This window comes from Methylobacterium sp. E-046 (genome assembly GCF_022829625.1).
GTDB classification, from domain to species: domain Bacteria; phylum Pseudomonadota; class Alphaproteobacteria; order Rhizobiales; family Beijerinckiaceae; genus Methylobacterium; species Methylobacterium longum.
Genome location: NZ_JAKSYP010000164.1, coordinates 1 through 12,077, shown reverse-complemented (window position 1 = coordinate 12,077; position 12,077 = coordinate 1). Strand labels below are relative to the sequence as shown.

The window sequence follows — 12,077 nt, the reverse complement described above, 5'->3', positions numbered from 1 at the left end:
TCCGGACGCCACGTCGGAGCCGATCGGTCGATTCGCTTGCTTTGCGAGGGGCGGACGCCAATCCCACCTGCTTTGTGAAATTTAATGTTTCCAGGCAGCGGTTTGCGGACCTTCGTTCAAGCATCGCTCGAGATCTGCGGCGGCCTGCAGCCCGGCGCCTGAACACCGGCGGCCGGCGTCGTTCAGCCTTCCTTTACGCGACCGCTACAATTCTGGGTGGACCGATCGCGCCTTCCTTGGCGCGGCCGGATCCGGCCCGGTGCGGGCCTCGGTGATGCGTAGAGTTTGGTGAACCCCACGATGGTGCGCACGACGCTTTCCCGGCCGGCGCGCCTCGCCCTGCGGCTCATCGCAGTCTCGGGCGTGGCCCTGGCCACCGCCAACTGCGCCACCGCGCCTCAGCAGAAGCTCGCCGCCGCCGGCAACGGCGTCGATCCGAAATACGGCGTGAAGGCGAGCCCGCGCCTCTACAATGAGGGCGACGTGATCCCGAAGGGGGGCGGGCGCCGCTACACCGGCAAGCCCTACGTGGTCGCCGGCCAGACCTACGTGCCCAAGGAGAACCCGAGCGGCTACGTCCGTGAGGGCCTCGCCTCCTGGTACGGCTCCGCCTTCCACGGCCGCATGACCGCCAACGGCGAGGTGTTCGACCGCCACTCGATCGCGGCCGCCCATCCCACCCTGCCGCTGCCGAGCTACGCCCGGGTGACCAACCTCGACAACGGCTACTCGATGGTGGTGCGCGTCAACGACCGCGGCCCCTACCATGCCGGCCGCGTCATGGACGTCTCGGAGGAGGCGGCGGAGGCCCTGGGCTTCCACCGCCAGGGTACCGCGCGGGTGCGCGTCGAGTACGCCGGCAAGGCCTCGGTCGCCGGCAGCGACGACCGCAAGCTCTTGGCCAGCCTGCGGACCGACGGGCGTCCGGCCGGCCGCTCGGCCGTGATGGTGGCCGATCTCGGCCCATCCGAGGAGACTGAACGCTACGCGCGCTCCGGCCCCGCGCCGCTCGCCTTCAAGCCCGCGCAGGACAGAGTTCTAGAGCGCGAGGAGCCTGTCGAGACCCCGGCCAGCCGCCCCGAGCGGCCGGCGCCAGCGCGCGCGCCGATCGTGCTCGCCGCAGCCGCCGTGTCGGTCCCGGCGGCGGTGCAGCCCACGGCGCCGCGCGTGCGCGACTTCCGCCCGGCCCCCATGCAGGTCGCCGCGGCCCGGGACACGGGCCTGAAGGGTGCAGGTCTACAGGGGGGTGGCGCGAAGGTGGCGGGGCTCAACCCGGCCCTGACCCAGGCCACGCCCCAGGGCCACGGGACCGCGGCCGCCGGGAAGATCGTCGCGAAGGCCACAGCGCGGACGGCTCCCGGCCTGGAGGCTGCAGGACATACCGTCCTCGCCGAGGCCGCGCGACGGCCGGTCCCGGCGCCCGGCCCCGCGCAACGCGCCACGATGCAGCCTGCCAGGGTTCAGGTCGCTCAGGGCCAGCCTGTGAGGACGGCCCCCGCGGCGATGCCGGCCTCCGCCAAGCTCGCCATGGCGCGCCTCGCCGCGCCCGCATCCCATGCGGCCGCGGCCGCCCAGGCCGGCGCGCCCAAGACCGCTGGGGTCAAGGCCGGTGCGTCCAAGGTCGCTGCGTCGGTTGCCGGCACGCCTGCGCGGATGGCGGCCCCCGCCGGCGCGGGGCACGCCCGCCTGGCCGGTATCTACTGACGGGAGCCGCGGCCCGAGCCGCCCGAACAGCCTGGGCCCCGCCCTCAATGCGGCATTTCGCATTCGATCCTGCGCCGAAACCGTAATATGGTCACGCTTGTTTTCCGGATACGGTCGGGGTTTCCTCGGCCGGTCGACAGGCGTGGGACGCGACGGTGATGCGCAGAACCTTTCTCACCCTTCTCGCGGCCGCCTGCGCGCTCGGGGCGGGCCTCGCCGGCGCCGCCGCGCAGGGCTTCCAGACCGCGGCCCCGCACGCCATCCTGGTCGACGCCGATTCCGGCTCCGTCCTGTTCGAGAAGGCCGCCGACGAGCGGTTCTCGCCGGCCAGCATGGCCAAGCTGATGACGACCGACATCGTGTTCGAGGCGCTGAAATCCGGCCGCCTGTCGATGGATACGGAGTTCACCGTCACCGAGGACGCGTGGAAGCGCGGCGGAGCGGGTGGCGGCGGCTCGTCGATGTTCGCGCAGGTCAACAGCCGCATCAAGATGGCGGACCTGCTGCGCGGCCTGATCGTCCAGTCGGGCAACGACGCGGCGATCACCATCGCGGAGAACATGGCCGGGTCCGAGGAGGCCTTCGCGGGGCTGATGAACCAGCGCGCCAAGGAGATCGGGCTGGCGAACTCGACCTTCCGCAACGCCACCGGCTACGCGGCGCCCGACCAGAAGGTCACCGCCCGGGACATGGCGAAGCTCGCGCTCCACATCATCGACACCTATCCGGACTACTACAAGATCTTCTCCGAGAAGGAGTTCACCTGGAACAAGATCCGCCAGCAGAACCGCAACCCGCTTCTGGCCCTCGACATCGGTGCGGACGGGCTCAAGACCGGCTACTTGGAGGAATCCGGCTACGCGCTCACCGGCTCGGCGGTGCAGAACGGCCAGCGCCTGATCCTGGTGGTCTCGGGCCTCAAGACCGCCCGGGACCGCGCCGCCGAGGCGCGCAAGCTGATGGAATGGGGGTTTCGCGCCTTCGAGCCCCGGCAGGTCTTCGCGCCGGGCGAGACGGTGGCGGAGGCCTCGGTGTTCGGCGGGCAGGCCGGTTCCGTGCCCCTCGTGGCCAAGAAGCCGGTGCGGGTGCTGCTGCCGCGCGGCTCCAGCGACCGGGTCAGCGCCAAGGTGATCTATACCGGGCCGCTCGTCGCCCCCGTGGAGGAGGGCCAGCGGGTCGGCGCCCTGCGCATCCAGCGGGGCGAGACGGTCGCCCTCGACCAGCCGCTCTACGCGGGCGCCGCGGTGGAGCCCGGCACGCTGCCGCAGCGGGCCATGGATGCGGCGCTGGAATTCGGCAGCGGCCTCGTCCGCAAGGCCCTCGACCGGGCCGGCAAGGGGTCCGACAAGGGGTCCGACAAGGGTGCTGCCGGGGCGGCCAACCCGTCGTGACGGCGCGCGCGTGATCGTGCCGCGGTTCGAGGATCCCGCGCCGGCGCGCGGCGCCTTCATCACCTTCGAGGGCGGGGAGGGGGCCGGCAAGTCGACCCAGGTCGCCCGCCTCGCCGCGACCCTGCGCGCCCGGTCCGGCCGGGGCGCGTGCGTGACCCGCGAGCCCGGCGGCTCGCCGCGGGCCGAGGAGATCCGCGCGGCGCTGCTGGACGGCGTCGCCAAGCCCTACGGACCCTTCGCCGAGGCCCTGCTGTTCAGCGCCGCCCGGATCGACCACCTCGACCGGCTGATCCGCCCGGCGCTTCAGCGGGGCGAGACCGTGCTGTGCGACCGCTTCATCGATTCGACCCGGGCCTATCAGGGCGCCGCGGGGGGCCTCGATCCGGGGGTCATCGCCGCCCTGGAGCGGGTCGTCGTCGGCCCGACCCGACCGGACCTGACCCTGATCCTCGACCTGCCCCCCGAGGCCGGCCTCGCCCGCGCGACCGCGCGCGGGGCCGGGCAGAAGGCCGACCGGTTCGAGGCCGAGGCCCTCGGATTCCACGTGCGGTTGCGGGACGCGTTCCTCGCGATCGCCCGGGCCGAGCCGGCGCGCTGCGCGGTGATCGACGCCGGCCGCGATCCCGACGCGGTCGAGGCGGCGATCCGTGACGCCGTCGCGTCCAGGCTGCCGGACCTGCTGCCGGAGTTGCCGCCGGGCGAGGGCATCCGCGGCGATGCGGCGTGAGGGCGCGCCCGCGCCGGCGAACCCCGACGACGGTTGGACGGGAGCGTTGTCAGGGTCGAGTGCCGGGCAATGCCGGACCGAGACGGGCGGGACACCGGCGGGAAACCGGCCCTGAAGCTGTGGGCGCCACCGGCCTATCCTTGTAAGCAGCGGCTCCGGGGGGCGCCGGAGGGACCGGAATTCGCAGAGGGGACGCGCCATGAAGCCGATCGACCGCGGCGCCGACGATGTCGAGCCCGGGGACCTGCCGGGCATTCCGCGTCCGCGCGAGACCCTGGCGCTCATCGGCCACGCCGCCGCCGCGGAGGCCTTCGCGGCCGCGATCGCGGCGGGCCGCCTTCACCACGCGTGGCTGATCGGCGGTGCCCCCGGGATCGGCAAGGCGACGCTCGCCTACCGGGTCGCGCGCCGCCTGCTCGCCCATCCCGGCGGGGGCGGCCCGGCCGGGCTCGACCTGCCGGCGGGCGATCCCGTCATCGGCAAGGTCGCGGGCCTGTCGCATCCGAACCTCGTGGTCCTGCGCCGCCACAAGGCCGCCGGCGCCAAGACCGCCCCCACGAAGGCGCTGCCGACCAAGATCTCGGTCGACATGGTCCGCCGGGCCCTCGACCTGTTCGCCACGACCGCCACGGATTCCGGCTGGCGGGTCTGCATCCTCGACAGCGCCGAGGATCTCAACGCCAACGCGGCCAACGCCCTGCTCAAGGTTCTGGAGGAGCCGCCGCCGCGCGCCCTGTTCCTGATCCTGTCCCACCAGCCCGGCCGGCTGCTGCCGACGATCCGCTCCCGCTGCCGGGCTCTGATGCTGCGCCCGCTGCCGGCCGAGGACGTCGCCCGGGTGGTGCGCGGCCTGCCCGCGCCGTTCCCGCAGCCCGAGGCGGCGGCCCTCGCCCGGGCGGTCGCCCAGTGCGAGGGCTCGGTCGCCCGGGCGCTGGCGATGCTCGACCCGGTCACGGCCGGCCTCGTGGCGGAGATCGAGACCCTGCTGGCGCGGGCGCGCGATCCCGACTGGGGCCGGGTGCTCAAGCTCGCCGAGACCCTGGCGGGCCGGGACGCGGAGGCCCGGTTCGAGGCCGCCCAAGACGCGGTGCTGCGCTTCGTCTCGGGCGAGATCGACCGGCGCCGGGACGAGCCGCCCGCCCGGCTCGCCGCCCTGGTGGAGGTCGCCGACCGGTTCGGCCGCGCCGCCCGGGAGGCCGCGACCTACAACCTCGACCGGCGCCCGGTGGTGCTGTCGCTGTTCGGGGACCTAGCGGAGGTCGGGTAGGCGCGCCGGAGAGGCCGAAGGCGGGACGGTCGCCGCCGCGTCCCGGAAACGCTCACGGGTCGGCCGCCGCTCAGGACCGGCTCGGAACGGGAAGCCGACGATCCGGCGCGGGCTCGCGCCGTCGCCACGCCGGACGGCCCGTCTTCGACCGTTCGGAGCCTCGAGCCGACGCGCGCGGCCTCGCGTGAGCCTGCGCCGAGCGGATTCATCAAGGCGGCCCGGCCCCGCATGTTGAGCCTGCGGCTCGGTCTGCTACAGCCGGGCGCACAATGCATGAGAACCGACCATCCTCGTCACCGACGACCGCCGAGGCTGTCCGTCGCGATACGGATCGCATCCTCTCGGAGATCGCTGGAGGAGCGGACATCACCGACCCGTTCGCGGCCGCGGCGCGTGCCACGCGCATGCCGATGATCGTCACCGACCCCCGCCAGCCCGACAATCCCATCATCTTCGTCAACGACGCCTTCTGCCGCCTCACCGGGTACGCCCACGACGAGATCATCGGGCGCAACTGCCGCTTCCTGCAGGGCCCGGCCACCAATCCGGACGCTGTCGCCCGCATCCGCACCGCCGTGGCGGCCCGGGAGAAGATCGAGATCGCGATCCTCAACTACCGCAAGGACGGCACGACCTTCTGGAACCAACTGCTGCTCGCACCCGTCAAGGACGCCGGCGGCGAGGTCGCCTACTTCTTCGCGAGCCAGTACGACGTCACCGCCGACTCGGTCGGACTGGCGCGTTTGCAAGGCGAGAACGCCGCACTCGTGGCCGAGCAGGCGGCCAACACGGAACGCCTGCGCTACAGCGAGATGGCCCTGCCGCTCGCGACGGAAGCGGCCGAGATCGGCCTCTGGGACGTCGATTGCCTCAACGACACGCTCTTCTGGCCCCCGCGCGTGAAGGCGATGTTCGGCATCTCGCCGGACGTGCCGGTCACGATGGCCGACTTCTATTCCGGTCTCCATCCGGACGACCGTGAGGCGAGCCGTGCCGCCTTCTCCGCGGCCCTCGATCCGGCCAAGCGCGCCGTCTACGACGTCGAGTATCGCGCCGTCGGCAAGGAGGACGGCGTCGTCCGGTGGGTCGCCGCCAAGGGCCGGGGGATGTTCGACGCGGAGAACCGCTGCCTCCGCGTGATCGGGACCGCCATCGACATCACCGCGCGCAAGCGAACGGAGCAGGCGCTGCGCGAGAGCGAGAGGCGCTTCCGCAACATGGCCGACCATGCCCCGGTCATGATGTGGGTGACCGATCCGGACGGTTGCTGCACCTATCTCAATCGGCTCTGGTACGCGTATACCGGACAGGCCGAGGCCGAGGGGCTCGGGCTCGGCTGGCTCGACGCCGTCCATCCGGACGATCGCGGCTGGTCCGGGGAGGCGTTCCTGGCGGCCAACGCCCGGCGCGAGCCGTTCAGGGTCGAATACCGCCTGAAGGGTGCCGACGGGCAGTACCGCTGGTTCATCGACGCCGCTCAACCCCGCCTCGACGAGGAGGGCAGTTTCCTCGGCTACATCGGCTCGGTCGTCGACATCCACGATCGCAAGACGGCCGAGGAGCGCCTCGCCGAGACGTCGCGCCGGCTGGACGCGATCCTCAACAACACGACGCAGGCGATCTTCCTGATGGATGAGCGCCAGTACTGCAGTTACATGAACGCGGCCGCCGAGCGCCTCACCGGCTACACCCTGGCGGAGACGCAAGGTCGCGTCCTCCACGACATCGTGCATCACACGCGCCCGGACGGGTCCCCCTATCCGCTCTGCGAGTGCCCCATCGACCAAGCCTTCCCTGAGAACAATCAGGAGCAGGGCGAGGAGGTGTTCGTGCACAGGGACGGCTCCTTCTACCCGGTCGGCTTCACGGCGAGCCCGATCCGCGACGAGCATGGCCAGGCCATCGGGACCGTGATCGAGGCGCGCAACATCGAGGAGGAGCTGCGCGTCAAGGCCTCGTTCGACGCGTTCAATGCGACCCTGGAGCAGCGTGTCGCCGAGGAGATCGCGCGGCGCGAGACGGCCGAGGAGGCGCTGCGCCAGTCACAGAAGATGGAGGCCGTCGGCCAGTTGACCGGCGGCTTGGCCCACGATTTCAACAACCTGCTGGCGGGCATCTCGGGCTCGCTCGAGCTGATGCAGACGCGCATGCAGCAGGGCCGGCTCACGGACGTGGACCGCTACATGACGGCGGCGCAGGGCGCGGCCAAGCGCGCCGCCGCGCTGACCCACCGTCTTCTCGCGTTCTCGCGTCGCCAGACGCTGGATCCGAAGCCGACCAACGTGAACCGGCTCGCCGCGGACATGCAGGAGCTGATCCAGCGCACCGTGGGACCGGCGATCCCGATCGAGGTGGTCGGCGCGACGGGCGTCTGGCCGGCCCTGGTCGACCCCTCGCAGCTGGAGAACGCCCTGCTCAACCTCTGCATCAACGCCAGGGACGCCATGCCGGACGGGGGCCGGATCATCATCGAGACAGCCAACAAGTGGATGGACGAGCGGGCCGCCCGCCAGCACGACATGCCGGAAGGGCAATACCTGTCGGTCTGCGTGACCGACACCGGAACCGGCATGGCCCCGGAGGTGATGGCGCGGGTCTTCGAGCCGTTCTTCACGACCAAACCCATCGGGGAGGGCACCGGGCTCGGCCTGTCGATGATCTACGGGTTCGCGCAGCAATCCGGCGGGCAGGTGCGCATCTACTCGGAGGTCGGTCAGGGCACGACCGTGTGCATCTACCTGCCCCGCCATTACGGGGAAGTCGCCGACGAAGAGGGGGTGGTGCCCGTCACCGACCTGCCGCGCTCCGAGCAGGGCGAGACCGTACTGATCGTCGATGACGAGCCGACGGTGCGCATGCTCGTCACCGACATCCTGGAAGACCTCGGCTACACGGCCATCGAGGCCGGCGACAGTGCGGCGGGCCTGAGGGTCCTGCAGTCCGACGTGCGCATCGACCTGCTGATCACGGATGTCGGCCTGCCCGGCGGCATGAACGGCCGTCAGATGGCGGATGCGGCGCGCGTCGCCCGGCCCGGCCTGAAGGTGCTGTTCATCACCGGCTACGCCGAGAACGCCATCCTCGGGAACGGGCATCTCTCGCCCGGCATGGCGGTGCTGACCAAGCCCTTCGCGATCGAGAGCATGGCCGCCCGGATCCGTTCGATGATCGAGGCAGGACGGGAACAGGCACGGCGCTCCTGACGCCGCGTTGCGTCCCGGCGCATCGATGCCGCGACGCGACGGACGGCAGGAGCCGGGGGCGCTACCCAACGGCGGTCGCGAGCCCCGGGGGAACCGGATCCGGCGCGTCCGCGGCCGCCATAGGGGTCCCGCGAGATCCCGCGCGCTCGTCCCGCGTGTCCCGTCCGCGCCAGGCCCCCGACGCTTTCACGGCGTGGCGGGCGGCACTGGCCGGCGGGATGGTGCCGCCCGCCGGCCTTGCGGCGGTTGCGTCGCGGCCGCTGCCGCGCGACAACGCGGGCAGCCTATCGCGATGATCCGGAACACCACAGACGTGACGTCCAACGCCCCGGCGAACCCCCGAAAGACCTTCGGTCTCTCGACCGCGATCTCCTACCCCAACGGCGCGCCCCATATCGGCCACGCCTACGAGGTGATCGCCGCCGACGCCATCGCGCGCTTCCACCGGCTCGACGGCTACGACGTGCTGTTCTCCACCGGGACCGACGAGCACGGCCTGAAGATCCAGCAGGCCGCGACCCGGGCCGGCACCACCCCGCGCGCTTACGTCGACGGCACCGCCGCCCGGTTCCAGGCCATGGCCGACCGGATGGACTGCGCCTACGACCGCTTCATCCGCACCACCGAGCCCGGCCATTACGAAGCCGCCCAGGCGATCTGGCGGCGGATGGAGGCCAGGGGCGACATCTATCTCGACAAGTATGCCGGCTGGTACTCGGTCCGAGACGAGGCCTACTACGACGCGTCCGAGACGCGGCTCCTCGAGGATGGCAGCCGCCGCAGCCTCGCCACCGACACGCCCGTGGTGTGGATGGAGGAGGAGAACTTCCTGTTCCGCCTCTCCGCCTACCAGGACCGGTTGCTCAGGCTCTACGACGAGCAGCCCGGCTTCATCGGGCCGGAAACGCGGAAGAACGAGGTGGCGAGCTTCGTGCGCTCCGGCCTCAAGGACCTCTCGGTCAGCCGCACCAATTTCGACTGGGGCGTGCCGGTGCCCGGCCATCCGAACCACGTCATGTACGTGTGGGTCGACGCCCTGACCAACTACCTGACGGTCACCGGCTTCCCCGACGCGGAGAGTCCGCAAAACAAGTTCTGGCCGATGGATCTGCACGTGATCGGCAAGGACATCGTCCGGTTCCACGCGGTCTACTGGCCGGCCTTCCTGATGTCGGCCGGGCTGCCCCTGCCCAAGCGCGTCTTCGGCCACGGCTTCCTGCTCTCCAAGGGCGAGAAGATGTCGAAGTCGCTGGGCAACGTCCTCGACCCGTTCGAGCTCGCCGACACCTACGGGGTCGACCCGGTGCGCTACTTCGTGCTGCGCGAGGTGCCGTTCGGCGGCGACGGCAGCTACAGCCACGAGGCGATCATCGGCCGGATCAACGCCGATCTCGCCAACGACCTCGGCAACCTCGCCCAGCGCTCGCTCTCGATGGTCGCCAAGAACTGCGACGGCGCGGTGCCGGATCCGGGCAGCCTGGACGACGCGGACAGGGCCCTGCTGGCCCAGGCCGACGCCCTGCCGGAGCGGGCCCGGGCGCTCATGGGCGAGCTGGCGCTCCACACCGTCCTGGCGGAGATCTGGGCCGTGGTGGCCGAGGCCAACCGCTACTTCGCCGCCCAGGAGCCGTGGCGCTTGCGCAAGTCCGACCCGGCGCGGATGAACGCGGTGCTCTACACGACGCTGGAATCCCTGCGCGTCTTCGGCATCCTGACCCAGCCCTTCGTGCCGGGGGCGGCGGCCAAGCTCCTCGACCTGCTGGCGGTGCCGGCCGACCGGCGCAGCCTCGCCGCTGTGGGGGAGGGGGGAAGGCTCGTGCCCGGCACGGCGCTGCCCGCCCCCGCGCCGATCTTCCCGCGCTTCGAGCGCCCCGAAGCTCCGGCAGCCTGACGGCCCCGAGACCCGATGCTCATCGACAGCCACTGCCATCTCGACTTCCCGGACTTCGCCGCCGACCTCCCGGGCGTGATCGCCCGCGCCAGGTCGGCGGGCGTCACCGGCATGCTCACGATCGCCACCCGGGTCGCCAAGGCCGACACCTACCGGGCGATCGCCGAGGCCCATCCGGAGGTCTGGTACACGATCGGCACCCATCCCCACGGCGCCGCCGAGGAGCCGGACGTCGCCGCCGAGACGATCGCCGCCCTCGCCAGGGCCAACGCGCGCTGCGTCGGGATCGGCGAGGCCGGGCTCGACTACCACTACGCCGACGCCGCCCCCGAGGCCGTGCAGGAGCGGGTGCTGCGCGCCCATATCGAGGCCGCGCGCCGCGCCGGCCTTCCGCTGGTGATCCACGCCCGCGATGCCGACGACCACATGGAGCGCGTGCTCGCCGACGAGATGGGCCGGGCGCCGTTCCGGGCCGTGCTGCACTGCTTCTCCTCGGGGAAGCGGCTGGCCGAGGCCGGGCTGGAGCTGGGGCTCTTCGTGTCCTTCTCCGGCATCGTCACCTTCCGGCGCTCGCACGACCTGCGCGCCATCGCGCGGAGCGTGCCCCTCGACCGGATCCTGGTGGAGACCGACGCGCCGTTCCTGGCCCCCGAGCCCCACCGGGGGCGGACCAACGAGCCGGCCTACACGGCCGACACCGCCCGGTCGCTGGCCGAGACCCTGGAGCTGCCGGCCGAGGATTTCGCCCGGATCACGACGGCGAATTTCTTCGCGCTGTTCGACAAGGCCGCCGGAACGCCTCCGGGCGCCGCGTGACGCGTGAGGAGCGGGAGATCCGGATGGTGAGCCTGACCCTGCGCATCCTCGGCTGCGGCTCCTCGGGCGGGGTGCCGCGGGTCGGCAGCGGCTGGGGTGCCTGCGATCCGGAGGAGCCGCGCAACCGCCGGCGGCGCTGCTCGATCCTGGTCGAGCGCGCCTCCGGGGCTGGGCGGACCACGCTACTGGTCGACACCTCCCCGGACCTGCGCGAGCAGCTCATCGACGCCGCCGTGACCCGACTCGACGCGGTGCTCTACACCCACGCCCATGCCGACCACACCCACGGGATCGACGACCTGCGCCCGCTGGTGATCGCCATGCGGGCGCGCATCCCGGTCTACGCCGACGCCGTGACCCGCGGGTTGCTCACGACCCGGTTCGGCTACTGCTTCGAGACGCCCCCCGGCAGCGCCTATCCGCCAATCCTCGATCTGCGCGACCTGACCCTGGACCGCGACCTGAGCGTGGACGGGGAGGGGGGGCCGATCACCGTGGAAGCCCTCCCGGTGGAGCACGGCAACGAGGCGGCCCTGGGCTTCCGCTTCGGCGACGCGGCCTACATGCCCGACGTCAGCCTGATCCCGGAGGCGAGCCTCGCCCGGCTGCACGGCCTCGACCTGCTGATCATCGACGCCCTGCGGGACACGCCGCATCCCACGCATTTCTCCGTCTCGGACGCACTCGCGCTGATCCGTACGGTCCGACCGCGCCGCGCCGTGCTCACCAACCTGCACACCGATCTCGACTACGCGGCCCTGGCGGGTCGCCTGCCCGCCGGGGTGGTGCCGGCCTATGACGGGATGAGCCTGAGGCTCGACGCCTGAGGGCGGCCGGGGGCGGGGGCGAATCGGGCGTCACACACCTGTCGTCGCCGGAGTCCAAGAAAATCGGCTCCCCGGCGAACAAGCCTGTTGACGGCGGGGAACGTCGGCCGTATACCCCGGTTCATCGGCGCCGGCCGCGGAAGTGGACCGGGCGCTGAGCCATCTTCTGACAAGCGGCGGGACTGGCCGGCGAAGTAGCCGGTTGGTCCTCTGTTTGCCTGTGATGAGCCCCGGGGTTCCGGGGTGTTCTT

At 71.9% G+C, this 12,077-nt stretch carries 8 protein-coding genes; all 8 read left to right on the top strand.

Annotated features, from left to right (window positions below):
- Positions 1-300 precede the first annotated feature (300 nt).
- The 8 genes from MKK82_RS15275 (at position 301) to MKK82_RS15240 (ending at position 11,826) form a co-directional block, all read left to right on the top strand.
- The gene (locus MKK82_RS15275; RefSeq protein WP_243986207.1) at positions 301-1,704 is read left to right on the top strand and encodes a septal ring lytic transglycosylase RlpA family protein; all 1,404 of its coding nucleotides are present in this window, start codon (positions 301-303) and stop codon (positions 1,702-1,704) included.
- A 158-nt stretch (positions 1,705-1,862) separates the two neighbouring features.
- A complete protein-coding gene (locus MKK82_RS15270; RefSeq protein WP_238293269.1) occupies positions 1,863-3,095 on the top strand; it encodes a D-alanyl-D-alanine carboxypeptidase family protein in 1,233 nt (410 codons plus the stop codon).
- A 10-nt stretch (positions 3,096-3,105) separates the two neighbouring features.
- Positions 3,106-3,822, top strand: a complete 717-nt coding sequence (gene tmk, locus MKK82_RS15265; RefSeq protein WP_238293268.1) for a dTMP kinase — start codon at positions 3,106-3,108, stop codon at positions 3,820-3,822.
- Positions 3,823-4,021: 199 nt separating this feature from the next.
- On the top strand, positions 4,022-5,089 hold the full coding sequence (locus MKK82_RS15260) for a DNA polymerase III subunit delta' (protein ID WP_238293265.1): 1,068 nt from the start codon (positions 4,022-4,024) through the stop codon (positions 5,087-5,089).
- Positions 5,090-5,358: 269 nt separating this feature from the next.
- On the top strand, positions 5,359-8,292 hold the full coding sequence (locus MKK82_RS15255) for a PAS domain S-box protein (RefSeq protein WP_279603035.1): 2,934 nt from the start codon (positions 5,359-5,361) through the stop codon (positions 8,290-8,292).
- Positions 8,293-8,605: 313 nt separating this feature from the next.
- Complete coding sequence (gene metG, locus MKK82_RS15250; RefSeq protein ID WP_238293261.1) at positions 8,606-10,183, top strand: methionine--tRNA ligase; 1,578 nt, start codon at positions 8,606-8,608, stop codon at positions 10,181-10,183.
- 15 nt (positions 10,184-10,198) lie between these two features.
- Positions 10,199-10,999, top strand: a complete 801-nt coding sequence (locus MKK82_RS15245; protein WP_238293259.1) for a TatD family hydrolase — start codon at positions 10,199-10,201, stop codon at positions 10,997-10,999.
- 23 nt (positions 11,000-11,022) lie between these two features.
- Positions 11,023-11,826 (top strand): MBL fold metallo-hydrolase, encoded by an 804-nt coding sequence (locus MKK82_RS15240; protein ID WP_238293257.1) that lies wholly within the window; start codon positions 11,023-11,025, stop codon positions 11,824-11,826.
- The last annotated feature ends 251 nt before the right edge of the window (positions 11,827-12,077 follow it).

What these genes read in the sequence shown, in the direction of transcription:
- MKK82_RS15255 (WP_279603035.1), top strand. Translation starts at nt 5,359, where the DNA reads ATGCATGAGAACCGACCATCCTCGTCACCGACGACCGCCGAGGCTGTC.
- MKK82_RS15260 (WP_238293265.1), top strand. Translation starts at nt 4,022, where the DNA reads ATGAAGCCGATCGACCGCGGCGCCGACGATGTCGAGCCCGGGGACCTG.
- MKK82_RS15270 (WP_238293269.1), top strand. Translation starts at nt 1,863, where the DNA reads ATGCGCAGAACCTTTCTCACCCTTCTCGCGGCCGCCTGCGCGCTCGGG.
- MKK82_RS15240 (WP_238293257.1), top strand. Translation starts at nt 11,023, where the DNA reads ATGGTGAGCCTGACCCTGCGCATCCTCGGCTGCGGCTCCTCGGGCGGG.
- MKK82_RS15245 (WP_238293259.1), top strand. Translation starts at nt 10,199, where the DNA reads ATGCTCATCGACAGCCACTGCCATCTCGACTTCCCGGACTTCGCCGCC.
- MKK82_RS15275 (WP_243986207.1), top strand. Translation starts at nt 301, where the DNA reads ATGGTGCGCACGACGCTTTCCCGGCCGGCGCGCCTCGCCCTGCGGCTC.